Annotated in this window: 28 protein-coding genes and 1 tRNA gene; 20 read left to right on the top strand and 9 right to left on the bottom strand. The window is 61.3% G+C overall.

The window, feature by feature from the left end; all coding sequences use genetic code 11:
- Nucleotides 1-63: 63 nt before the first annotated feature.
- On the bottom strand, nt 64-1,473 hold the full coding sequence (locus ACWNC0_RS12760) for a circularly permuted type 2 ATP-grasp protein (protein ID WP_449472039.1): 1,410 nt from the start codon (nt 1,471-1,473) through the stop codon (nt 64-66).
- A gap of 230 nt (nt 1,474-1,703) precedes the next feature.
- Here ACWNC0_RS12760 and ACWNC0_RS12755 point away from each other — a divergent pair.
- The 3 genes from ACWNC0_RS12755 to ACWNC0_RS12745 all read left to right on the top strand — a co-directional run bounded on the left by ACWNC0_RS12755 (nt 1,704) and on the right by ACWNC0_RS12745 (nt 5,315).
- A tRNA-Met gene (locus ACWNC0_RS12755) sits at nt 1,704-1,780 on the top strand.
- A gap of 104 nt (nt 1,781-1,884) precedes the next feature.
- Nucleotides 1,885-2,568 carry a hypothetical protein gene (locus tag ACWNC0_RS12750; protein WP_449472037.1) on the top strand — a complete coding sequence of 228 codons (684 nt, stop codon included), beginning with the start codon at nt 1,885-1,887 and terminating at the stop codon, nt 2,566-2,568.
- A gap of 479 nt (nt 2,569-3,047) precedes the next feature.
- Nucleotides 3,048-5,315, top strand: a complete 2,268-nt coding sequence (locus tag ACWNC0_RS12745) for a TonB-dependent receptor (RefSeq protein ID WP_449472036.1) — start codon at nt 3,048-3,050, stop codon at nt 5,313-5,315.
- A 132-nt stretch (nt 5,316-5,447) separates the two neighbouring features.
- Here the strand turns inward: ACWNC0_RS12745 and ACWNC0_RS12740 are convergent, their stop codons facing one another.
- The 5 genes from ACWNC0_RS12740 to ACWNC0_RS12720 all read right to left on the bottom strand — a co-directional run bounded on the left by ACWNC0_RS12740 (nt 5,448) and on the right by ACWNC0_RS12720 (nt 7,813).
- Nucleotides 5,448-6,005 (bottom strand): hypothetical protein, encoded by a 558-nt coding sequence (locus ACWNC0_RS12740; RefSeq protein WP_449472034.1) that lies wholly within the window; start codon nt 6,003-6,005, stop codon nt 5,448-5,450.
- A complete protein-coding gene (locus ACWNC0_RS12735) occupies nt 5,959-6,438 on the bottom strand; it encodes a hypothetical protein (RefSeq protein ID WP_449472032.1) in 480 nt (159 codons plus the stop codon). The genes ACWNC0_RS12740 and ACWNC0_RS12735 overlap by 47 nt, the downstream gene beginning before the upstream one ends.
- Nucleotides 6,439-6,463: 25 nt before the next feature.
- On the bottom strand, nt 6,464-6,847 hold the full coding sequence (locus ACWNC0_RS12730; protein WP_449472030.1) for a hypothetical protein: 384 nt from the start codon (nt 6,845-6,847) through the stop codon (nt 6,464-6,466).
- 59 nt (nt 6,848-6,906) lie between these two features.
- Nucleotides 6,907-7,371, bottom strand: a complete 465-nt coding sequence (locus ACWNC0_RS12725; RefSeq protein WP_449472029.1) for a helix-turn-helix domain-containing protein — start codon at nt 7,369-7,371, stop codon at nt 6,907-6,909.
- Nucleotides 7,372-7,441: 70 nt separating this feature from the next.
- Complete coding sequence (locus ACWNC0_RS12720; RefSeq protein WP_449472027.1) at nt 7,442-7,813, bottom strand: hypothetical protein; 372 nt, start codon at nt 7,811-7,813, stop codon at nt 7,442-7,444.
- A gap of 240 nt (nt 7,814-8,053) precedes the next feature.
- On the opposite strand from ACWNC0_RS12720, the gene ACWNC0_RS12715 reads away from it, so the two are divergent.
- The 3 genes from ACWNC0_RS12715 to ACWNC0_RS12705 are packed head-to-tail and all read left to right on the top strand — an operon-like array spanning nt 8,054 to nt 8,697.
- Nucleotides 8,054-8,227 carry a hypothetical protein gene (locus ACWNC0_RS12715; protein ID WP_449472025.1) on the top strand — a complete coding sequence of 58 codons (174 nt, stop codon included), beginning with the start codon at nt 8,054-8,056 and terminating at the stop codon, nt 8,225-8,227.
- 1 nt (nt 8,228) lies between these two features.
- A complete protein-coding gene (locus ACWNC0_RS12710) occupies nt 8,229-8,558 on the top strand; it encodes a hypothetical protein (protein ID WP_449472024.1) in 330 nt (109 codons plus the stop codon).
- A 4-nt stretch (nt 8,559-8,562) separates the two neighbouring features.
- Nucleotides 8,563-8,697 (top strand): hypothetical protein, encoded by a 135-nt coding sequence (locus ACWNC0_RS12705; protein WP_449472022.1) that lies wholly within the window; start codon nt 8,563-8,565, stop codon nt 8,695-8,697.
- A gap of 9 nt (nt 8,698-8,706) precedes the next feature.
- On the opposite strand, the gene ACWNC0_RS12700 is transcribed toward ACWNC0_RS12705, so the two are convergent.
- Both ACWNC0_RS12700 and ACWNC0_RS12695 read right to left on the bottom strand, forming a co-directional pair.
- Nucleotides 8,707-9,756 (bottom strand): phage portal protein, encoded by a 1,050-nt coding sequence (locus ACWNC0_RS12700; protein WP_449472020.1) that lies wholly within the window; start codon nt 9,754-9,756, stop codon nt 8,707-8,709.
- Nucleotides 9,753-11,723, bottom strand: coding sequence for a terminase large subunit domain-containing protein (locus ACWNC0_RS12695; RefSeq protein ID WP_449472018.1), 1,971 nt, complete (start codon nt 11,721-11,723; stop codon nt 9,753-9,755). The genes ACWNC0_RS12700 and ACWNC0_RS12695 overlap by 4 nt, the downstream gene beginning before the upstream one ends.
- Before the next feature lie 47 nt (nt 11,724-11,770).
- Between ACWNC0_RS12695 and ACWNC0_RS12690 the strand changes: the two genes are divergently transcribed.
- From ACWNC0_RS12690 to ACWNC0_RS12640, 11 genes are all read left to right on the top strand, one after another.
- Complete coding sequence (locus tag ACWNC0_RS12690; protein ID WP_449472017.1) at nt 11,771-12,574, top strand: GPO family capsid scaffolding protein; 804 nt, start codon at nt 11,771-11,773, stop codon at nt 12,572-12,574.
- A gap of 56 nt (nt 12,575-12,630) precedes the next feature.
- The gene (locus tag ACWNC0_RS12685; protein ID WP_449472016.1) at nt 12,631-13,713 is read left to right on the top strand and encodes a phage major capsid protein, P2 family; all 1,083 of its coding nucleotides are present in this window, start codon (nt 12,631-12,633) and stop codon (nt 13,711-13,713) included.
- Between the two features lie 55 nt (nt 13,714-13,768).
- Nucleotides 13,769-14,563: a phage terminase small subunit gene (gene gpM, locus ACWNC0_RS12680; RefSeq protein ID WP_449472014.1), complete on the top strand. Its 795-nt coding sequence runs from the start codon at nt 13,769-13,771 to the stop codon at nt 14,561-14,563.
- Nucleotides 14,564-14,683: 120 nt separating this feature from the next.
- A complete protein-coding gene (locus ACWNC0_RS12675; protein WP_449472013.1) occupies nt 14,684-14,944 on the top strand; it encodes a hypothetical protein in 261 nt (86 codons plus the stop codon).
- Nucleotides 14,941-15,423 carry a head completion/stabilization protein gene (locus tag ACWNC0_RS12670; protein ID WP_449472011.1) on the top strand — a complete coding sequence of 161 codons (483 nt, stop codon included), beginning with the start codon at nt 14,941-14,943 and terminating at the stop codon, nt 15,421-15,423. Before ACWNC0_RS12675 ends, ACWNC0_RS12670 begins: the two co-directional genes overlap by 4 nt.
- Nucleotides 15,423-15,647: a tail protein X gene (locus tag ACWNC0_RS12665; RefSeq protein WP_103001272.1), complete on the top strand. Its 225-nt coding sequence runs from the start codon at nt 15,423-15,425 to the stop codon at nt 15,645-15,647. Before ACWNC0_RS12670 ends, ACWNC0_RS12665 begins: the two co-directional genes overlap by 1 nt.
- A gap of 3 nt (nt 15,648-15,650) precedes the next feature.
- Nucleotides 15,651-15,983: a hypothetical protein gene (locus ACWNC0_RS12660; RefSeq protein WP_449472010.1), complete on the top strand. Its 333-nt coding sequence runs from the start codon at nt 15,651-15,653 to the stop codon at nt 15,981-15,983.
- A 3-nt stretch (nt 15,984-15,986) separates the two neighbouring features.
- On the top strand, nt 15,987-16,439 hold the full coding sequence (locus tag ACWNC0_RS12655; RefSeq protein ID WP_449472008.1) for a D-Ala-D-Ala carboxypeptidase family metallohydrolase: 453 nt from the start codon (nt 15,987-15,989) through the stop codon (nt 16,437-16,439).
- Complete coding sequence (locus tag ACWNC0_RS12650; protein ID WP_449472007.1) at nt 16,436-16,831, top strand: hypothetical protein; 396 nt, start codon at nt 16,436-16,438, stop codon at nt 16,829-16,831. Before ACWNC0_RS12655 ends, ACWNC0_RS12650 begins: the two co-directional genes overlap by 4 nt.
- A gap of 132 nt (nt 16,832-16,963) precedes the next feature.
- The gene (locus tag ACWNC0_RS12645) at nt 16,964-17,482 is read left to right on the top strand and encodes a phage tail protein (RefSeq protein WP_449472005.1); all 519 of its coding nucleotides are present in this window, start codon (nt 16,964-16,966) and stop codon (nt 17,480-17,482) included.
- On the top strand, nt 17,479-18,153 hold the full coding sequence (locus ACWNC0_RS12640; RefSeq protein ID WP_449472003.1) for a phage virion morphogenesis protein: 675 nt from the start codon (nt 17,479-17,481) through the stop codon (nt 18,151-18,153). Before ACWNC0_RS12645 ends, ACWNC0_RS12640 begins: the two co-directional genes overlap by 4 nt.
- On the opposite strand, the gene ACWNC0_RS12635 is transcribed toward ACWNC0_RS12640, so the two are convergent.
- Nucleotides 18,150-18,794: a hypothetical protein gene (locus ACWNC0_RS12635; RefSeq protein ID WP_449472001.1), complete on the bottom strand. Its 645-nt coding sequence runs from the start codon at nt 18,792-18,794 to the stop codon at nt 18,150-18,152. The genes ACWNC0_RS12640 and ACWNC0_RS12635 overlap by 4 nt on opposite strands.
- Before the next feature lie 128 nt (nt 18,795-18,922).
- Between ACWNC0_RS12635 and ACWNC0_RS12630 the strand changes: the two genes are divergently transcribed.
- From ACWNC0_RS12630 to ACWNC0_RS12620, 3 genes are read left to right on the top strand one after another with little or no spacing between them, the layout of a single operon-like run.
- A complete protein-coding gene (locus ACWNC0_RS12630) occupies nt 18,923-19,816 on the top strand; it encodes a baseplate assembly protein (RefSeq protein ID WP_449471999.1) in 894 nt (297 codons plus the stop codon).
- Nucleotides 19,813-20,364 (top strand): phage tail protein I, encoded by a 552-nt coding sequence (locus ACWNC0_RS12625; RefSeq protein ID WP_449471997.1) that lies wholly within the window; start codon nt 19,813-19,815, stop codon nt 20,362-20,364. Before ACWNC0_RS12630 ends, ACWNC0_RS12625 begins: the two co-directional genes overlap by 4 nt.
- A gap of 11 nt (nt 20,365-20,375) precedes the next feature.
- Nucleotides 20,376-22,874 (top strand): gp53-like domain-containing protein, encoded by a 2,499-nt coding sequence (locus ACWNC0_RS12620; RefSeq protein WP_449471995.1) that lies wholly within the window; start codon nt 20,376-20,378, stop codon nt 22,872-22,874.
- Nucleotides 22,875-22,903 lie beyond the last annotated feature (29 nt).

Below are 22,903 nucleotides of genomic sequence, written 5' to 3'. Positions count from 1 at the left end.
ACCGGAAGCGCAGAACAGTGCCATTTGCAGCCCGCTCTGGGCCAAATCTCCGCGCACCCACCATCAGTCCTGCAACACCCATGTATCCTTCACCCCACCCCCCTGACTGGAGTTCACCACCAACGACCCTTCCGTCAGCGCAACCCGCGTCAGCCCGCCCGGCACCAGCCTGATCTGCTTGCCCACCAGACAATAGGGCCGGAAATCCGCATGCCGCCCGACCACCGAAGCCGGGCCAAGGGTAGGCACCGTCGAAAGGTCTAGCGTCGGCTGCGCGATGAACTCGCCCGGATTGGCCCTGATCCGTTCCGCATAGGCGGCGATCTCGGCACTGGTCGACTTGGGGCCGATCAGCATCCCATAGCCGCCCGACCCATGAACCTCCTTGGCGACCAGCTCATGCAGATGCTCCAGCACATAGGCGCATTCGTCCGGCTTCCCGCACTGCCATGTCTGGATATTGCCCAGGATCGGCTGTTCACCCAGGTAAAATCGGATCATTTCCGGAACGTAGATATAGACCGCCTTGTCATCCGCGATCCCCGCGCCCGGCGCCGAAGCCAGCGTCACCCCGCCATTACGATACACGTTGAAGATGCCGGGAATGCCCAGCAGGCTATCGGGCCGGAACACCAGCGGATCAAGATATTCGTCATCGATCCGGCGATAGATGACATCGACCTGCCTGGGGCCAAGCGTCGTCTTCATCCACACCCGATCCTCATCGACGAACAGGTCCGCGGGCTCCACCAGCTCCACGCCCATAAGATCGGCCAGGAAGCTATGTTCATAATAGGCGCTGTTGAGCGATCCCGGCGTCAGCAGCACGACCACAGGATCACCCTTGCACGCGGGCGGCGCGACTTCCTTCAGGCTCTTGAGCAGTTCAGCGGGATAATCATCGACCGGCGCCACCAACCCCTGCGCGAACAGTTCGGGGAACATGCGCGTCATGATCTCGCGATTTTCCAGCATGTAGGACACGCCCGACGGCGTGCGGCAATTATCCTCCAGCACCTCGAACCGCGCAGGCCCGGTGCGGACGATGTCGATTCCGACGATATGGCTGTACACCTTCCCCGGCGGGGTGAAGTCCGCCATCTCGGCAAGATAGGCGCTGTTCTGGTAGATGATGTCGGCAGGCATGATCCCCGCCTTCACGATCTCGCCCCGATGATAGACGTCATGCAGAAACGCGTTGAGCGCCCGCGCCCGCTGCCTGATGCCCCGGTCCAGCACGCGCCATTCCTGCGCGGTGAAGATACGCGGCAACAGGTCGAACGGGATCAATCGCTCCGGATCTCCGCCCTCGCCATAGACCGCAAAGGTAATGCCGATACGTCTGAAGATCGCTTCCGCTTCATCCAACCTGCGGTTGAGCCCGGCGATGCCCGTCCGATCCACCCAATTCTGCACTTCGGCATAGCAAGGCCGTATCGAACCATCCGGCTCAAACATTTCGTGGAAGGGCAAAGCGTCGATCCTCCCTCGGGCAGAGCCCGGTTGTGCATTGCAACATTAGTGCAACGTGACAGAACGATTGCAAGCGCAAAAAGGCCGCCGCCCAAGATTTCCCCGCGCACGACGTCCGGTGACCTTCCCTGAAGAGAATTTGCACAGCCGTCGCCAAACCCCGTTGACCCCACAAGTCGCTCTGCCTATAGCGCGCGCACCGCAGGGCGACTGCCCGGCGCAGCCCATGGGGCGGAGTAGCTCAGCTGGTTAGAGCAGCGGAATCATAATCCGCGTGTCGGGGGTTCAAGTCCCTCCTCCGCTACCAACAAAAAGATACCTTATCAGAGCTTTGCGTTTCCAGGAGCCTCCTGTGCTCGAAAAACGCAGCGTTCAAGCCTTCATTCTGGAATTTGCAGCTGAGGCGCGGCCATGACGGCCCGTTCCTTCGGACAGATCGCCGGCAGCTTCGCCGATCATCGCAACCCCGACCGCGTGAAGACGCCGCGCCGGAACAGCTACGACATCGACGATCAACGCTCTCAGGTTTTCAGGCCCGTGCGCGATGGCTGGGATTGGGTCGGCTCTGTCATGCAAGCTTTCGACGAACTGCTGCATCACCAACGCACCAGCAAATACAAGGGACCGGACCGCTTGCAGGACGGCGATCGCCGCATCCTTTGGAGCTTCTTGAAGTGCATCGACTTCAAGACCGGACAACTCGATCCAAGCTATCAGGAAATCGCTGACCGCGCCGGATGCCATCGCGCCACCGCCGTCGAAGCGTGCAAGCGTTTCGGAAAATGGCTCGGCCTGAAATGGGTCCGTCGCACCGTGAAGGCTGAAACGGCCGGCCAAGCCGGACCGCAGCGCGAGCAGATCAGCAACGCCTTCTATTTCGACTTGGCGTCGGCGCCCTCCCGCGTCTGGGCGGCCTTCAAGGCGGCGATCAAGCGTCGGGCTGTCAAAAAGTATGGCAAGGTAGCACAAGGCCTACGAACAACCAGCAAGGCTCCCGACCACGCCCCCCTACTTGCCGGGCTTAGCGCTCTCGAAAAAGTGGTCGATCTTCAGGAGCGAGCGCTAGTCGGAAATCCCGACACTATCCCGGTGTAGAAGTTAAAAGGGGGAATGGACTGCCTTCGGCAGACATCCATTTGAGGGAACCGCCACCACCGCCGCTTAAAAAGGCCATCAAGCACTCCCCACGCAAGGCCGGGGGGCGGTGCCGCTTGCGCGTCACCGCGGGCTTCCCAAGGGGAACCCTAGGTTGGGATCGCCCTTCTTCTCTACCGCCGCGCCAGCGGCATCGTAGCTGCATCAGATCGCATCATTCGACAGCGCCTGAGGATCGACTGAGGGCGCCGAGATTGAGCCGCCGAACTCCCCTTCTTACCGCTGCATCAAAACCCACATAAAAAGCGCGCGGGCGAGGCGGGGGAAAAGCGCGCGCGTCGGGGTCGCAGCGGAGGATCGGCCAGATAGTGTGAGGGATCGGCCCGAGGCCATGTCGCGGGAGGAAACTGGCTCGTCGGGCCGTTGACATAGGAATTTCAGCTACCTAGCCGCTTGTCCCATCATCAGGGGGAATCATCGTGAACGCTTGTCGCCTTTGGGCCACTCTGCTGCTCATATCAGCAGCGCCATCTGCCTTTGCACAAGATCGGGCGAATGACGAGCAGTCGGACATCATTGTGTCGGGCCTCAAGCTGAGCCGTCCCTTGCAGCAGACCCTGCCCAGCGTATCGGTCACAACCAATCGGAAGATCACCGATCAGAACCTGGTCAATGTCTACGATGTCCTCGAGCAGACGCCGAACGTTGCGATCGACAGCAACCGTTCATCATTCTCCATCCGCGGCATCGATGCCTTCAACGTCTCAGGGGGAGGCGATGGTGCCCTTACCAGCGTCTATCTCGACGGCGCAGTCCTGCCGCAAAAAGCGTTGGGCGCCGGACCTCTCGACCTGTTCGATGTCGAGCAGGTGGAGGTCTACCGGGGGCCGCAATCTACCATTCAAGGCAGGAACGCACTGGCCGGTGCCGTGATCATCAGATCGACCGACCCGACTGATGAATGGAGCGGCCGTGCACGCACGCTCATATCCGACAAGGACGGGCAACGCCGGGCTGCAGCAGCGCTCGGCGGTCCCCTGATTGATGACCAACTTGCGTTCCGCCTCGCTGGCGAGATTGCGCGTGCCGACGGATTGATCCGTAACGTCACAACCCACAAGGATGCCGATCGCCGCCGGTCTGAGACCGTTCGCGGCAAGTTGCTGCTGACTCCTTCGGCCCTCCCAGGGCTGCGGATCCTTGCAAACTTCATGCACGATCGCCAGCGGCGCGGAACATTCTACACCGAATTCGACCCGCCCTTCAGTTCAACCGATCGCATTACGGCGGAAGATGTCATGGGAAGTCAGAGCGTCGAAAGCGATGTCGGCACGCTGGAAATAAGCTACCCGATCGCGAACGGTATGGATCTTCATTCGGTTACCAACCTGGGCAATTTCCGGTCCACGACCATCAGCGATCCGGATCGCGGACCTTCATCCGGACAGGCAAGCCGGGTCGATGACCCCAGCAGGATATTCCAGCAGGAAGTGCGGCTGAATATCGATGCGGGCTGGGTCCAGGGTGTGGTCGGCGCATATTATCTGCGCGACGACAATCGCGGCTATTTCTTCGATTCGACGCAGGAGCTCAACCTTGTCCGCCTCGGCGTCGATCAGCAGCTGCTGGGCCTCGGTCTTTCAGCCCCCACCGTCGGTGCAGTGCTGGACCTCTACGGCGGCGTCGTTCCTATCCGCAACACGCTGGTTCAGCCCCGGCTTACGCAGAACCACGCGTTGTTTACCGATCTCACTTTCCCTCTCACCAATAGATTGCGCCTTCATGCCGGTCTCCGCTTCGACCATGAACGGCAAGAACGAAGTGCCACGCAGCTGGTTGAAATCACGGGGGATCTGCCAGACCCGGCCACCGTACCTTTCGTGGCCTTGCGGCCGATCATCGCGCAACTGAACGGTTTGCTGCAGGCGACAGCAGCGGATGCCAACAGCGTGGAGCCGACGCGGGCGATCACATATCATGCATGGCTCCCCAAGGCGGGGATATCCTATGACGTCGCTCGTGAGGTTACGCTCGGCTTCACGGCCCAGCGGGGCTATCGCGCGGGCGGCGCCGGACTTAACCAGCAGCGCGCCACCCCCTATGAGTATGATCCTGAATATACCTGGAATTACGAGCTATCGATGCGGTCCCAATGGCTTGATCGTCGCATGACGCTCAACGCCAACGCCTATTGGATGGACTGGAAAGATCAGCAAATATCCCTGCAGCTTACGCCGGGCGCTGTGTTCGACCGCCAGGTCGTCAACGCTGGTAAATCGCGGCTCTATGGGTTCGAAGTCGAATTGAGCGGCCGTCCGGTGGACCATCTGCAAGTCTATTCCGGCCTCGGCTACAGCAACACAAAATTCCAGCATTTTAACGTTTCAGCGGGCACGCTCCTTCAGGGCGCAGCAGAAGGAAATGAATTCGCGCTTGCTCCTCGCTGGACCGCCTCTGCGGGAGCGACCTATCGCCACCCCACGGGCATGATACTGGATATCAACGCAAACTATCGCAGTTCCAACTTTCAGGACACCGTCAATCAAGCGGCGCGCGATATCCGCGGACGAACGCTGGTGAATGCAAAGCTTGGCTGGCAAGGGCAGCATTTGGGCGCGTTCGTAACGGCGCGGAACATCTTCAACATTCAGGAGAAGACTCAGTTCTTTACCGATTTCGACGGTCGGACGCGGGGCATGGTCAACGCCCCGCGCGTCATCAGTATCGGGTTTGAGGGGCGCTTCTAGCGTCCCGCTCTTGGACGGCATCTGCGCGGGCTGGAAGGTCCTGCCGGACCAAGGCAACTCGGCATCCCTGCCCCCTGTCCGCATCCGCGCACAGTGGGAACAGGGTCGCAATGGCGGAGAGAATGGCTAACGTCATGCCTCGTTTCCTTCTTCAGCCTGGCCAGCCAGATTGATAGCTCTAAAGCAGCGGTTCGCTGCTACTTGCTGCAAATGTTGACGAATACGCTCCGCATATTCTGGCTTCAGCCGGACGTACCATCTGCGTGCATCATTCCGATCCTTGATCCGCAGCACGGCGCCTCTTTCGCTCAGCCAATTTAAATGCCGAAGCGCTGTCGTGCTTGGCGCGCCTGAGATGATGCAGGCGCTGCTCACCGAAATGCTTTTGCCTTCCACTTCAGAGGCGAAGAGGTCGAGCACGATGTGCCAGGCTGGGTCGGCGAAGAGGTCGAACGACAAGATGCGCTCGCGCGCGAAGCTTTCCTGCAACAGCCGTCTGGCCAGAGCGGCAAGCTCGGGGTCGGTCAGGGGATGCTGGGCCGCCTCCGGACCGTTATCTGCGACGGGGGATATGTTAGGTGCGACCGATAATTTTCGGATGGCTTCAGCAAGTTTGGCTGCGTCGCGTTCCAAGGTTTTCAGATCAACTTTCGCGGATGACATCTCCCGCTGACTGATCATCATCGTCATCGAATATGCCCCTGTTCATATTTTTCATTTTTGTAGCGCGCTGATCGAGCGCGGTTCCGACCGCCATCACGATAAGGATCGGCACGCCCCATGCGGTCGTCATTCTGTAGTAGACCTGGCTGACCACCGTAGGTGCCAGCCAGGCTACCAGATGCGAACAGACGCCGTTCAACTGCAATGCCGACGCCCAGATCGGCCACCATCGTGAAGACACGATCGCAAGATAGATGAACCCGACCAGCAGCAGGACGTCACCAGCAAAGATGACGATGTTCAAGCTGCCGAAAGGCCGCTGGCCACCCATTCCGATATAGGTGATGGCGGAAGCAGACAGGACGAGCACCGCGCCTACCCTGCCGACCCATCCACCTTGCAGCCAAATATAGATGACGATGCAGATGAGTGCGGCGTTGAAGGCTGTGGGCAAGTCCATGACGCGCCCGAAATAAGATAATGGATCAGCAAGCAACAGGGTATTTTTCGACCTCACGCAGTATTGGCGCTTTTTCCGCACGGTCGGTCTTTGATCCACGAGGACAGCCGAACATATCTTCATCCGCCATTTCCGATAGCTTGCGGACGCGGTGCGCTTTCGCGTGCGCAGACACCAGGCTCTGGCGACCTTCGATGATGGCGTTAGTACAGCGGCCAAGATCGGCGTAAATTTTCTGGCCGCTTAACGGATCCAGTCCCATTTGACGGCCAACTTCGATCATGTTGGCGCTGGCCCTCAGCGTGTGGGCAAGCACGTCGTCCAGCTGAGCATAGGCTTTGTTCAAATCGAACACTACGGCTTGTGCCTCTTCCTTCGTGAGCGGCAGGCGATCATTTGCGTTAGGCATGAGTTCTCCTTGGCGAGCGAAGTCGCGCATCTCGTTAAGTTGGAGCTGAATGTCGCGGGCTAGTGAAAGAAGGACATGATCCACAGGCCAGCCGCGACGATGGCTGCGATGGTCCCCCCGATCATGAGCGCCAGGCTCAGGATCATCTTGATCCGCTGATGAAGATCTAGGTCATTCTCTCGGCCTCCCAAAGGAGGGATCGACGGCCCCGCTTTCCGTTCTTCGGCGACGGGGGTGCCCGGCAGTCCCTGCCCCCCGAAAAGCGCCGTTTCGGTGGATTCAACAACCCCTTCCGGTTGATATATCAAAGGCTGATATGTTTGCCGTCCCTCAAATTCAGCCAATATGCGCGCCGCTTCGAAGCGATCGCCAACCTCCAGCATCTTGATGGCCTGACGAAGACGCTGATCGACCGTGTGGGCCGATTTGTCGATGATCCGCGCGATCTGCTTGGTGTTGAGGTTTTGAGCGACAAGTCGGAGAACCTCCTTCTGCTTATCGGTAAGACACGATACGTCCCTCACCGCTTGGAGCTCCCCTCGATGAATAATTTTGGCTTTCCGCTTGTGACGCGCGGCACCCTTTGCTCCAGCATCACCCGGAAACAGACGCGCTGGCCCGAGGAGCATCCTGCTCAACGAGCAAATCGCGAGCCATCTGCAGATGACAAGCGACCAGCTGGAAGCCTGCCCGGTCGCAGCCAGCAATCGCGCGATCAATAAAGGATGCGATGAAGGCGGCCTCGGTTTTGGCCGGATCATCCACAACTAGCAGAAAATCATTTGGCTGGCCGAAGAAGCTGGCCAGCTTCTGCTGATCTGCGGCACTCAGCGCGACGGGAACACCGCGTTTGACATACTGTTGGATATAGGCAGGATTTTTCTTGAGCAGCTGGGAAATCGACAGGTAGGTCTCCCCGCTGAGCGTAATCAGGTCGTCGAGAAGTGCGCGCGCCTTTTCTGGCATGAAAATCCCCCCAAGTGATTCGCGATATATATCTAGGGAAATACCTATTTTGCCACTCACTTGCGTAAGTTTTTCCGAATATAGGGTTAACATTACGTAGCGTCGTGACGATCCAGAAACGAAATCGTTAAGGGTTTATAGGCGGTGGTCTTGCGCCACTTTCACAGGCCTTTCCCATTAAATTGACGTTGACCGAATCGAATATTGTTCTTCATATGTTCTTCATCGGGAGGCGAGGATATGGAACGCATTGACGATATTCGTGACGCGGTCGCTAAGGCGCTGGAGGCGCGCGGCTTCGACAATCGTAAGTTCTTGGGAGAAATTCGAAACGGTCAGCGGGATGATGGACCATATATGATCGGCGCGCTCGCCTGCGCACAGTTGTGCCGCATGGAAGTGGCGGCGGACTGATGTGGCGTGCTACCGCGACGGCTTGAAAGAGGCGACCTGCCTGCTGGAAGCGGCGCTATGGGCTTGTGCGGTCAAGGTCGGCTGCGGCTGCGGTCACTTCGCTGCGTTCAATCCGTACGGCCTGTGGTGGCACTTCCACCGGAATGGCTGGCCTGACGACTTCCGCAGCGCGCGTGCCAAAATGTGGTGCAAGCTCTGCCGTCACTCGACCGGCGCAAAGGTCCGTCCGCGCCGAATGGACTCGATCAAGCCATATTCGGGGCCGCTGATCACGTTGCCCATGCCTGACGAACGGGAATGGAAAAGGGCGGTCAACCGGTTTAGGGGCTGACCGCATGCGCTATAGATGGAAAGACCGCCGGGCCGATCTGGAAAACCCACCCAACCCATGGCCGGTGCGGGTTGAGGCGACGATCCTAGCCATCGCGATGATCGCCGCCGCCTGGACGATGGTGCGCTCGCTTTTGTGAACGCTGGGGTTAGGCCGCCTTCACCCGCTCCAAGAACCGCACCGCCTCAAACCCAAGCTGGTCGTTCAGTTCGAGGAAGATCGACTGCAGGGGCTGGATCTCCAGTTCGAAGAAGCTGTCGAGCGCCTTGGCCGGATCGCCGAAGCCGCCCGCGTTCGCGGGGATGATACCGAGCAGCTGGGGCGGAACGCGGTGCGCGGCCAACACATCGTCCCGCGTCGTATTTTTGATCCCCAGAAATTCGTCCTTCGCGCCGACCTCTGCGATGGGGATGATCTTGATCCCCCCGTCCTTACCGCTCGGCGAGTGCACGAACATGTTGCGGAAATTGCCCGGCCCCTTCGCCCGCTTCAGCGCCTCGCGCATGGCATCGACGTCGTTATTGGCGAACTCGCCCGTCGCATAGAGGATATAGCCCGCGTGGCTCCCATTCTCGAAATAGCGGCGGCGGAACAGCGTGGCATTCTCATTCAGCAGCGCCGACTGCAGCGCCGATAGATATTCAGGTAGGCCATAGATCTCCTGATTGATGTCGGGCGCGAGCAGCTGATGCACCGTCCCCGGAGCGAACTCGATTTCATTGCGGTAGCCCGACACCCACCAGAAGCGGCCCAGCTCGATGCCGCGCCGGGTATATTTGGCGAGCGGATGTTCGAGCCGCATCACGCCGCCCAGCTGGTTGCGGATCTCCTGCGCATAGGCGTTGCCCATCACCAGATAGTCCTGCACCATCCCGGCGAAGACCTTGCGGGACAGGAAGGGCGTCGGATCGAGGCTGGCGGCCAGCAGGTTGCGCTTGAGAATGATGGCGCTGCTATGGTGCGGCGAGGCGCGGAACGCGCGGGCGAGGCCATCCAGTGAGATCGGCGGTTCATACCAGCGGCCATTGTCCCAGCATTCGAGCATGTCGAGCATCGTGGCGCGGCTCAGCACCGGCTCAGGATCCCCGAAGGTGAAAGGCTGCACCGCCCCGCCTCGGTTATCATTGGCCGCGACGATCGCGCCCTCGGACGCTGCAGCCGATTCCCGGCGGTTCATACGGCGTGCGCGCTTGCTCATTCGATGATCTCCATTGTGCCCTTTGGCGCTTCCTTGCCGTCGAGCGGTTCGTTCATGAGGATGTGCATGGTCGCCCAGGCGAGATCTGCGTGGCCGTCATTGCCGCCGCGTCCCGCCTTGAACGTGATGTTCCGCCCGCTGGTGGTCAGCGTCTTCTTGATCGACACGAAGGCGGACACGATGTCGAGCAGCCCGACGTCGAACGCGAGGCGGCCCCGGCGGATGACGTTCTGCGCCTTCATGATCATCTGGGCCTTAAGTTCGAGCGAATATTCGATCTTGGCGACGGCGCAGCCCGGCATCGCCCCCGGCTTGGCGAGCAGCTGATAGACGCCCGCGCCCACGCCTTTTGCGTCGATGCCCAAATAGGTGCAGGTATAGCGGCTCAGCACCGCCTTGATGAATTCGGCCTGCTGCTCGAAGTCCAGCCCGCGCAACTGGTGGCGCTCAAGGATGCGGAACTTGCCGCCCTCGACCAGCGGCGGCGCGGCGATGACCAGCGCAGCATTGTCGCCGTTCTCGCTTTCCTGCGGATCATAGCCCGCCCAGACCGACCGATTGCCATAGGGCCGCGCCGCCTCGGGATTGAAGTCGGGCCATTCGAGCAGGCTGTCGCAGCCGCAGGCGATCATGTCGTTGAACTTGAAGGCCGACATGCTGTCGTCCACGAAGTCGCACATGAAGAGGTTGGCGAATTCGTCGGGCGCGTATTCGTCTTCCAGTTCTTCGATATCGAAAAGATCGCACCCGCCCGTTTCGGCGTCGCGAATGTTGACAATGTTGCGCCAGATCCGGTCAGGACCGACGCTGCCGATCGCCAGCGCCGCATGGCTGACGTCGATCTTGATCCGGTCTTCCTTCTTGCGCCGCCGGTTGCGCCGCTCCCCTGTCCAGTAGGGATGCGCCGGGTGTGCCACGCTGGACGGCGTGGAGAAGTAGGTTTTGCGCCACTTCTTGTGCGTCGCCATGCCAGAGGCGACCTTGTTCAATTCCTCGAACGAATGGACCCAGAAGAATTCGTCAAAGTAGAAATTGCCGTGGCGGCCCTGCGCAGTGCGGAAATTGGTGCCAAGGAAATGCAGTTCCGCCGCCGCTTCCTCCGCTGGCCGCATATCCGACGTGATCAGCATCGGGTCGCCGGTCAGGGCGACGCCGACCAGCTTGGCGAAGCTGACGATATAGGACCGGAACTGGTGTGCCTGGGCTTTTGACGCCGACAGGAAAATCTGGTTGCGGCCCGTCTCGATCGCGTCGATCAGCGCCTCGAACGCGAAATAGTAGGTCGCGCCTATCTGGCGGGATTTGAGGATCATGCGCGTGCGCTGATCCTTCGCCTGCCACCAGCGATGCTGATAATCATAGAGCCCGTCAAGAAAGACGCGCTTCAGTTCCTCTGCCTGCTCGGCGGTGAAATGGTTTTTCTTCGCCTTCTTGCGCTCGCCCGCGTTCCGGTTGGCGACCTTGTCGTTGAGGTCACCGCTATGGCCGCCGGGGGCCTCATAGCGGCGGACCTTGGCGAGCGTCTCGATCTGCCGCGCCAGCGCGTCCAACTCGACCAGATCAGCGCTGGTTTTCTTTTCCTTGGCGATCAACGTCAGCAGCCGGATCTCCAGCCCATCCTCAATCTTGCGGATCGATGGTGCGTCATCCCAATGATGACGCTGTTTCCAGCTTTCGATCGTCGCCCGCGCGATCGGGCCGCCCTTGTCGTTCACCACGCCGTGCAGCGCGAATTCCTCGGCGATCTGCGTCACGCCCCATCCACGCCAGTAGAGGCTGCGCGCGTGCCGCTGCGGATCGAACTGCCACATGGCAGATGGCGCGCCGGGCTGGGGAGGTTGCATGGTCATCGCGGCGGACCATGCCCCGCGCCCAAGCTGCTGATCATTGGCGTCTATTTGGATAGCCGCCTGTCCAAATGCAGGGCCTTGAGCCTTCCCCCGCGACGGCCCCTTTCTGCTGCCCATCAGGCCAGCGCCTGCGCGCCCAAGCAACCAAGGGAACCGGACCGATCATGGCAAAGAGCAAGTTTTTCCGCGTCGCAGTCGAAGGTGCGACCGTCGATGGCCGCGTCATTCAGCGCGAATGGCTGGAGCAGATGGCGGCCAGTTATGACCCGGCGACCTACACTGCGCGGATCAACTGCGAACATATTGCCGGTTACAGCCCGGACAAGCCCTTCAACGCCTACGGCTCGGTCCTCTCGCTCAAGACCGAAGAAATCGACCTCACCATCAACGGCGAAAAGAAGACGCTGCTGGCGCTCTATGCCGAGATCGATGCGAACGATCAGCTGGTCGAGATCAACAAGGCCGGGCAAAAGCTGTTCACCAGCTGCGAAATCCACCCGGACTTCGCGGGCGAGGGCAAGGCTTATCTGGTCGGGCTCGCCGTCACGGACATGCCCGCGTCGCTCGGCACCGAAGCCCTGAAATTCGCGGTAAAATCCCGCTCGAACGTCTTTTCGTCCGCGCACGAAACGGAGATCGAACTGGTCGCGGAGCCTGTCAGCGGCCAGAGCCTAGGCGAAAGTATCGCACGCGGCCTCGCCAGTTTCTTCACCAAGGAGAAGAAGGACGAACCGGAAACTCCGCAGCAGCCCAAGCCCGCCAACGACAACAGCATCGACGTCGCGGCGTTCGGCAAGGTCATCGGCGACCAGATCGCCGCCGCCGTGAAGCCGGTCAGCGATGCAGTTACCGGCCTTCAGTCGGAACTGGCCGCGCTCAAGACCAAGCTCGAAACGACCGAGCAGCCCCAGACTTTCAAGCGCGCACCCGCCACCGGCGGCAATGGTGGCGTCGTCACGGACTGCTGATCGCCCGACCCATCTGAACCACCGCCCCGCCCCAGTCCCGTCAGGAGCCAACGCACATGCGTAATGAGACCCGCCTTCTTTTCACGGCCTATGTCAGCCAGATCGCTCTGCTGAACAGCGTCGCCGACGCCACCGTCAAGTTCAGCGTCGCGCCCGTCGTGGAGCAGAAGCTGGAAGAAAAAATTCAGGAATCGAGCGAGTTCCTGAGCCAGATCAACGTCGTCGGCGTGCCCGAACAGTCCGGCCAGAAGGTCGGCGTCACCGTCACGCGCCCGCTGGCGAGCCGCACCAACACCGCAGGCGGCACGCGCCGCACGCCCACCGATCCGACCGATACCACGGACGACGGCGGCTATTTCTGCAAGCAGACCAACTTCGACCATGCGATCAAATATGCGAAGCTGGACGCTTGGCGGCACAAGCCGGAATTCCAGACGCTGCTGCGCGACGTGATCCTGAAACAGCAGGGCCGCGACCGCATCATGATCGGCTTCAACGGCACGTCCGCCGCCGCTGCCACCAACGTCGGCGTGAACCCGCTGCTGCAGGACGTCAATGAAGGCTGGCTGCACAAGATCCGCACCCATGCCGAAGAGCGCGTACTGGACGACGGCGCACTGTCCACCGCTCCGACCAAAGCCATCTATGTCGCCGCCGGGGTCGAAGTGGTCGATGCCGACGCCACCAACGTCGACACCGCCGACGCCGATTTCGCAAACCTCGACGCGCTTGCCTTCGACGCGCTGGATCTGCTTGATCCGTGGCACCGTAGCGACACGGACCTTGTCGTCATCGTCGGCTGGAAGCTGGTGAAGGACAAGTACGCCAATCTGCTCCAGGCAGCGGGCGACACCGCCACCGAGCATGAGGCGGCGCATCGCATCCTGACCCTGCCCAAGCAGCTGGCGGGCAAGCGCGCTGTCATCGTGCCCTTCTTCCCCGAAGACGCGATGCTCATCACCAGCCTCGATAACCTGTCGATCTATTGGCAGGAAGAAACTCGCCGCCGCCAGATCAAGGACGAACCGGCGCTCGACCAGATCGAGAACTACGAGAGCGTCAACGAAGCCTATGTCGTGGAAGACTATGGCCGCTGCGCCTTGGTCGAAAACGTCGTGATGGGCAAGAAACCGGCCTGATTGCCGGTCTCTCCCGCCCCGCTCCCGTAATCCCTCCATCTGACAGGACACGCACATGAGCCTCGCTCGCCGCCACAGGGACAGGATCCTTGCTGCCAAGACTGTTGCGTCCGCTCCCGATGGTGGAGCGGATGCCACCCCTGCTGCCGATACTCTCCCGGCAGCAGGGGCGGCCAACGCTTCTCCCGCTGACCGCGCTGCCGCCCAGATCGGCCTTCGCCTGACGCATGACCTGCGCCGCCTCAAGGGGATCAAGTCCATCGACCACAAGATTGCGGTGAAGCGGGAAGTCCTGCCCGACTATCGTGATTGGGTCGCCGGGATCCTTGCCGCCGATGCTGGCGTGGGCACCGGGCTTGCTGCTGAAGTCCTGCCGACCTGCATGGTTTGGCTCATCGACGTCGGCGACTATGATAACGCGCTGAGCCTCGCCGAATTTGTGCTGCGGCACAATGTGCCCATGCCTTCGCGCTATCAGCGTGATGCCGCCACCATCATCGTCGAAGAGATCGCCGATGCCGCGATCAAGGCGCAGAATAGCAATGAGAGCTTCTCGCTAGATGCGTTGCGCGCGGTCGCAGGCCTGAGCGAGCTTAGCGATATTCATGATCCGGTGCGCGCCAAGCTGTTCAAGGCGATCGGCATCGAACTGCTCGACCGAGGTGAAGACGCGCCCGCCGAAGACGCCAAGCCGCTGCTGGAACAGGCGCTGGCGAGCCTCACCGAAGCCCAGCGCCTGCATGACCGCATCGGCGTCAAGGACAAGGTCAAGCGGGCGAACAAGCTGCTGGCGGCCATCACCGCCGCCGCGCCCGCCACAGACAACGAACAGGGCGGCACCGCCGCCTGACAGGCTCGCCCCCGGCGCTCAGGGGCGGATCGCGCGATGCGGGAGGCTTTCGAGCCGTAGGGCCGCACTCTGCCCCGATCCTCACCCCTGTAAGCCGGTGGGCCGAAATCGGAGGAAGTCATGTCCTTTTTCAATCTGGCGCTGATTGCCGTTTTCGCCCTCTGCGCCGTGCTGTCGGCGCTCTTCTGTTTCGAGCGGATCTGGTGCGTCGTCCGCAATCCCCAGATGATCGCGCCCTATTTGCCCGATCGCATCCGCCTGTCACCAGCTTATCGGATCGTCCTGCCTATCTTCCTGATCCTCGACGTCGGCGCGGCAGCGGGCTGGGCCTTTGTCGTTTTCGCCAGCATGGCCTTCATCGCCCGATTGGGAATGGCATGAGCTTCGTCGCCCGCCCGTCCGCGTCCGAGATTGAGCAGCCCTCGGTGGAAGAAACGCCCGTCATCAACGACGGCTTTTTTCCGAACATCGACCCGGCGGCTGTCCGCGAGGCCGCAAGGATCCCGACCAGCATCACGCCCGCGCGCCTGCGCGCCGCCATCCTTGCCGCGATCATGACCGTGGAAATCGACCTGCGCGCATTCGCGGCGGATTCCAACGCCGCAGGCCATGCCACGCTCGCCGCCGTGCCCGCGCCCCAGCTGGGCGGCCAAAGCGTCCAGTCGGTCCGCTATCACCGCGCCATCGCCCTCTATGCCAAAGCCGAACTGATCGAGCGGCATCCCGATTTCGACACCACGGCGGCGGGCGGCGCGGAAGGCAACGACGCCGCCACGGCGATCGGCAGTTTGCGGCGCGATGCGATGCACGCGGTCCGCGACATGCTGGGCGTCACGCGGACCGTCGTGGATCTGATCTGATGGCGTCGGAGCAGCGCCTTGTTGCCCGGTCAGGGGACAAGCTAGACCTGCTGCTGTGGCGCGATGCCGGACTAGGCCCCAGCGAAATCTCCCGCGTCTGCGACGCCAATCCGGGCCTCGCCGACCTTGGCCCCATCCTACCCCTCGGCACGATCGTAATCGTGCCCGCGACCGCCGACGCAAGCGCGACCCGCGTGCGTCCCCTCATTCAGCTTTGGGATTGATCCATGGACCTGCGCACTATCCTCGAATCCACGGCTGATCTGGTCGGCTCCCTGACGCCCTCGCTGATCGGTTCCGCCGTCGCGCAGGCATGGAAGCCTGCCCTGCCTTTCCGCCAGCGTTTCCTCCAGTGGGTCGTTGGATCGACGGTCAGCTATTATGCGACCATCGCAATCATCGCCGTGACTGGCTGGAACCACTTCGCCGCGCAGTCGATCGCGTTCGCCGTCGCGCTGCTCGCCTTCGACGCCACCCCCCGCATCGCCAAGGCCGCGATCGACACGCTGACCAGCGTGCCGGGCCGCCTCGCTGACCGCTTCTTGCCCAACAAGGACTGATCCATGCAGCTGTCCCCCAACTTTAGCCTGGCCGAATTCACCGCGTCCGCGACCGCGACGGCTCAGGGCATCGCCAACGTCCCCGGCGCGCGTCAGATCGCGGCGATGCAGCTGCTTTGCGCCAAGGTGCTGGAGCCGCTGCGCGCCCATTTCGGCAAGCCGATCCACCTCACGTCGGGCTTCCGCTCGCCCAAGCTGTGCCTCGCCGTCGGTTCGGCCGTGAGCAGCCAGCACGCGCAGGGCGAAGCCGCCGATTTCGAGATCCCCGGCGTCGATAACGTCACGGTCGCCAGCTTCATCCGCGACCGCATGGCCTTCGACCAGCTGATCCTCGAAAATTACACGAGGGGCCAGCCCAACAGCGGGTGGATCCATGTCAGCTATCGTGATGGTCGGCTGCGCAAGGACGTGCTGACCTATTCGCGCCGGGCCTATTTCAAGGGGCTGCTGGCATGATCGGGAAATCGCACCTCGCCATGGCCGCCGCGCTGGCCGCCTGCACCGCAGGAATTGGTGGCTTCTTCTACGGCAACAGCGTGGGACACGCGCAGGAACAGGCGTCGCAGAAACGCGCCGACGACGCGCGGGAGGCCGAGCGCAGGAAGCTGCAGGGTCAGATCGACGCCATGAGCGAGGCCGCGCAGACCAAGGAATATGCCCGGCAGGGCAACGTCAGGGAAATCTACAATGAAACGCAGAAGGTCATTGAAAAGCCGGTCTATCGCAATCTGTGCATTGATGCTGACGGCGTCGGCCTGCTCGACCGCGCCGCAGCAACGGCCAACAGCGAAGATCTCTGGGGCATTGCTGGCGACACCCGCCCGATTGCCGACAGTCCAGCGCAATGAAGCGGGCGAGATGGCCGGGGCGCAATGCCTCGGCAGTCTCACCAACATCTATGATGTCGCGGGCCAGATCCGCGCCACCCTGATCGAGTTACAGGCGCAAGCGCGCATGGCGAACGGAAAGGCCGACTGACGATGCGCAAGGCCGACAGCCTGCGGCAATGGCTCACCGCCTTCCTGCCCGATCTGAAAACGCACCCTGACCGCCTCCAAATCTATGTGGAAGGCGGCCAGATCGGCACACGCCAGTCCCGCACGCTGTCGTTCGTCTATGCCTATACGCTCAAGGTCGGGATATGGGATTTCGCGGGCGATGCGGACACGATCATGGTGCCAATGCTGGCATGGATCGAGAAGGAACAACCCCAGCTGCTGCGCCGCACCGATGGACAGCCCTTCAGCTTTGAAGCCGAACTGCTCGACAGCGAGGCGTCCGACATCCTGATCTCGATCGACCTGACTGAAACCGTGCTGGTCCTGCCCCGCGAAGATGGCAGTGGCTATGACGTCCAGCACCCGGCGGAACCGAATTTCAACGATGCCTTCGACGGCGTCACGGCGTCGTTCCTGCAAGGCTTCGGCAACACCGAACTGCTGGTGGAAACCTCCGATCCCAACGCCGATCTGACCCCGGCGATCCCGCCCGACGCATGACCGAAGATCTGGCCGAAGTGGAGCGCATCGCCGGGGCGCTGATCCGCAGCCTGTCATCAGGCCAGCGCCGAGCCCTCATGCGCCGCATGGCCCGCACTTTGGCGCAGAGCCAGCGCGAGCGCATCGCCGCCCAGCGACAGCCTGACGGCTCGAAATTCGAGGCGCGCAAGGAAAAGGCCCCGCCGGTGTCGGGACGGGGCGCGACCTGCTTCCTCTATCCATCGGGCGGCGGCGGCGAGCCGCGCAAGGTCATCATGAAAAGCTTCGCCTGGACGACAGGCCGCATGATGACCGGCTTCGATATTGAGGCCGGGGGCATCCGCTCATTCGAGTTCGACAAGGTCGTGAAATGGCTCCCGGTCCCGGAGGAGCATCGCAACGCGGGCGGTAGCAGCTTGCGCCGCCGTGGCGGCCTGCGTCGCCGCGCCATGTTCCGGCGCTTGGCGAGCGGGCGATTCCTGCGCACCGGCACGGATGATCAGGGCTTCTGGGTCGGATTTTCCGGGAAGGTGTCCCAGATCGCGGGCGTCCACCAATATGGCCTGCGCGACAAGCCGTCGCTGCGGGCGCAGGCCGTGCCCTATCCCAAGCGCGAACTGCTCGGCGCAACGGCGGCGGATAGAGAGCAGCTACTCGATCTGCTCTATTTGCAGATTGCAAACTCAGTCTAGCTAACAGCGTGATCGTTGAGCGTGAGTTCAAGATATAATGCTCGCCATGCCGCAAAGCGAAGGGTGCTTATTTCTTCCCAATTTGCCTTCATCGCTGACTGCTGCGCCGCAATGTCCTCTGGATGATCGAGTTTGACTTTGGCAAGAAACGCGCTGTTCGGCTGCAAATCGTCCAGCTTGGCCGCAAGCCTTAGCATCGGCTCGGTCACCTGCCACGAAAATACAGATTCCGCATCGCCGACCAAGCTATACCAGTCTTCGATAAATGGAGGCTGGAAATCCTCGCCAAAGCTGGCTTGTGCCTCTGCAGCATCATAGAGGCCAAGGAATTGGTCAGAAATCGACTTCTTGATCCCATATGTGTCTATGCGCATCTGCCTTTCGGTTGACTGCTTTATATATGCGAATTGTTCGCGGCCAAGACGCCAAACCATATAGGCGAATGCGACCTGTCCCACCGCGCCGAAGGCGGTGAAGAAGTCTGTAAATGGATTTCCCTTTTTCGTGGCCGTGGCGACGGCCAACATCACCAACAGGATAATGATTGCCCAAAAAGCGAACGCGAACGCTGGCGGCATTGCCGACGCCACAAGCTTCTGTTGGCGGGCGTTTAAAGGGCACCTTCGATTATTGAGATCCATTGGACGGCTTTTACATGATGCTCGCCGTGTGGAAAGCTTGCGGACGCTGAACGGCGCTGCATTTGGATAGCCGCCTGTCCAAATGCAGGGAGTAGCGCGCGCCCTGATCGCCGCCCGACATGGCGGCCATGGCCGATGCAACCTTCACCGCCGTTGATCTGTCGCGCCTTCCCGCGCCGGACGTCATTGATCCGCTAGATTTCGAGACGATCTACGCGGAAGCCGTCGCACACATGCAGACGCTGATGCCGGAATTTGTGAGCCGGGACAGCGATCCGGCTTCCAAGCTGCTCCAGACCTTTGCCTATTTCGCCCAGCTGCTGCGCCAGCGCGTCAACGACGCAGCCCGCGCCGTCATGCCTGCCTACGCCGTGGGCGCGGATCTCGACAACATCGCCGCGCTGTTCGGCATCGCCCGCCTGACCATCACCCCGGCGGACACGGTGCTGGGGATCCCGGCTGTCATGGAAAGCGACGCCGATTTCCGCCGCCGCATGGTGCTGGCTCCTGAAGGCTATTCCGTCGCCGGGCCGGAAGGGGCCTATATCTTCCACGCCCTGTCGGCGGATCCCGATGTGCTGGACGCCAGCGCGACCAGCCCCGACCCCGGCGAAGTGCTGGTGTCGGTCCTGTCCCGCACCGGATCTGGCGTGGCATCCGCCGGGCTGATCGCCACCGTCGCGGCCTATGTTTCCGACGAAACGCGCCGCCCGTTGACCGACTTCGTGACGGTTCAGTCCGCAGCGATCGTCAATTACAACGTCAACGCCACCATCACGACATTCAGCGGCCCCGATGGCAGCGTGGTTCTCGACGCGGCCCGCGCCAAGCTGGATGATTATGTCGCCTCCAGCCACCGCCTTGGCCGCGACATCACCCGGTCGGGCATCTTCGCCGCCCTGCATGTCGAGGGCGTGCAGAATGTCGTCCTGACCGCCCCGGCTGCGGACATCGTGATCTCGCGCGAGCAGGCTCCCTACTGCACCGGCATCACGCTCAGCTACGCGGGCACGGGCGAATGACCTACCCGTCCATTCTGCCCCCCGCCTCGACCGATCTGGAAAAGGCGCTGGAGCAGGTCATTGCCCGCCTGCTCGATATCGCCGTGCTGGTCAGGGAAGTCTGGTCGCCATCCAACTGCCCCATCAACCTGCTGCCGTGGCTCGCTTGGGGCCTGTCCCTCGACAACTGGTCAAGTGATTGGCCGGAAGGGATCAAGCGCGAGCGCGTCCGCAAGGCCATCGTAATTGCCCGGCAGAAGGGCACCGCCGCGTCCGTTCGCTCCGTCGTCCAGAGTTTCGGCGGTTCGGTCGCAATCCGCGAATGGTGGCAGATGGAGCCGAAGGGCGATCCGCACACTTTCAACCTTGTCCTCAACCTTGATCAGAACGGCGCGCCCGCATCGGCGTCCTTTGTCGATCAGGTCATCGCGGAAGTCAGCCGCGCCAAGCCTGTGCGCAGCCACTTCACCTTCACCCAAGGCATCACCGCCAAGGCCCGCATCGGCCTGATCGCGGCTGTTCGCCCGACCATCTACGCCCGCCTGTCCTGCATGGCACCGGCGGCCTGACCGGAGGAATCATGGCCCTTACCGCTATCGTCACCAACGCGGGCCGCGCCGCGCTTGTGAATGCCGCCAACACCGGCACAGCGCCCGTCACCATCGCGCAGGTCGGTCTGACCGCCACCGCCGTCGTTCCCGGCGTGGGCATCACGGCCCTGCCCGGTGAATATAAGCGCGTGGCCACGATCTCCGGTGATGTCGTGGCCGACGACACGATCCACCTGATCGTGCGCGATGAAAGCGCCGATGTCTTCACGGTCCGCAGCTTTGCGCTCTATCTGGCCGATGGCACGCTTTTAGCCATTTACGGGCAGGCGGGCGTCATCCTGGAGAAGTCGGCGCAGGCCATGATGCTGCTGGCGATCGACGTCCAGTTTGCCGACGTGGCCGCCGCCATGCTGACCTTCGGCGACGCCAATTTTCTCAATCCTCCCGCCACTACTGAAATGCAGGGCGTGGTGGAGCTGGCAACTGTGGGGGAAGCGCAGACAGGCATTGACGCGCTACGCGCTCTCACTCCCGCCGCAGCCAAGGCCGCCATTCTTGGCTGGCTGCTAGCGCAGGACGGTTCTGGTAGCGGCCTCGACGCCGACCTGCTCGATGGGCAGGACGGCAGCTATTACAGCAACATCCCGCAGCGGTTGGGGTACACGCCCGCCAATAAGGCAGGCGACACTTTCACGGGATACACCAAAATTCGGTATAGCAATCGATATACTGGCCAAGCTATCCAGAATGACTATGGCAGCGGCAGCCAGACTGCCAGTGTCTTCCTTGATGCGTTGAACGAAAACGGCATCGTATCCGGAAACATGACATTTGACATGAATGCCGATGGTTCCTCGGCATGGAACGTTTCCCTTACCTCTGCGGGATCGAGAACGGTTGACCGTCGCATCAATGCGCTCACCGTGAATTCTTCGGCCATGTTTTTCATGGGCAGCACTATCTGGCATTCTGGAAATGATGGCGCGGGATCCGGCCTCGACGCCGATCTGCTCGATGGGCAGGACAGTAGCTATTACACCAACGTCCCGCAGCGTTTGGGATATACGCCCGCGAACAAGGCGGGCGACACCTTCTCCAGCACGATGGCGATTGCAAAAAATGGCAGTCAGGAACTGCATTTTTCGGGCACCGGCAACTATAAGTGGCGCGCAATCGGCCTTAACGCCGTTGGCAGCGGCGGCGGTTTCGCGCTGCAATATACCACGGACAATTTCGTCTCATCCTTTGTCAACGGCCTGACACTGACCAACGGCGGCAGTGCTTCGACAGCGGTGCAGGGTACGCTTTGGGGCGCAGCGAATGATGGCGCCGGTTCCGGCCTCGACGCCGATCTGCTCGACGGGCAGGACAGCACCGCTTTTGCCAAGGTCGCGGGAACCTTTTTTCAGGGTAACAATACCGGCATCGCCAACAATCAGGATTGGACGCTGTTCTTCCTGCGCAACAATCAAGGGTCATCGAGCGCAATCGGCAATTTCTCGGTTGAATGCGTCAACGAGAACAACATCACCACCAGCAGTTTACAGACGCTTGGCAATACTGACGGCAGCACGACATTCGCCTTTGCCTCCACGCCTGCGGGTAGTCGGACGGCTGATCGCCGTTCAGTAGGTGCCTATCTGCGCGGGCCGGGGCGCGTTCATGATTTCTACGCCACCGCCATGTATCTGAACGGCAATCAGCTTTGGCATGCCGGGAATGATGGTGCAGGTTCCGGCCTCGACGCCGATCTGCTCGATGGGCAGGACGGCAGCTATTACAGCAACATCCCGCAGCGTTTGGGGTATACGCCCGCCAATAAGGCAGGCGATAATTTCACGGGATTCGTGACTGTCGGCTACAATGCCGAATATGCTGGGTTCGCCATCAAGAGCACTTACGGCAATTCATCGCGCGCTGCGCACGCCTTCTTGGATTATAAGAACGAAAACGACATAACGCTGACGAATGTAACCACCGATATTCTTGCGGATGGCTCAAGCGCTCTTGTTATCCAGACCACGGCTTCGGGGTCTAGGACTGCGGATCGAAGGCAGATCGCCGCTGTTCTTCGTGGACCCGGCCGCGCCCATGACTTTTATGCTTCATCCATGTGGCTGAACGGCATTCGGGTTTGGGACGGCGCCAGCGATGGCGCTGGGTCCGGCCTCGACGCCGATCTGCTCGACGGCCTGGATGGTTCGGCTTACGCTCGGTCTGCTGATTTTTCCTTTGGCAGCAACGCTAACGGCTATTGGGAAAAGACGCCCAACGGCATCATCGAGCAATGGGGAACCGTTACGGGAACATTCGGCGAAGGGCCGGTTGCGCAAAGCTTTCCTATCCCGTTCACAGATTTGGCGTCGGTCAATGTCCAGGTCACAGCGATCAATCCGGCAGGCAGCACCAGCAACGACATATGGTGTCAACGCGGCGCGAAGACGTTGAGCAGCTTTCAGGCTGTTTTCCAATCGCAAACAAGCGGCAATACCGGCGGCGGTTATGAATGGAGAGCGAAAGGCCGCTGAAATCTTTCAACATCCAGCAAGGATAAAGC

Source organism: Sphingobium chungangianum (assembly GCF_977014255.1).
Note: the sequence above shows the minus strand (reverse complement) of the source record. Positions and strands in the feature narration are given on the sequence as shown.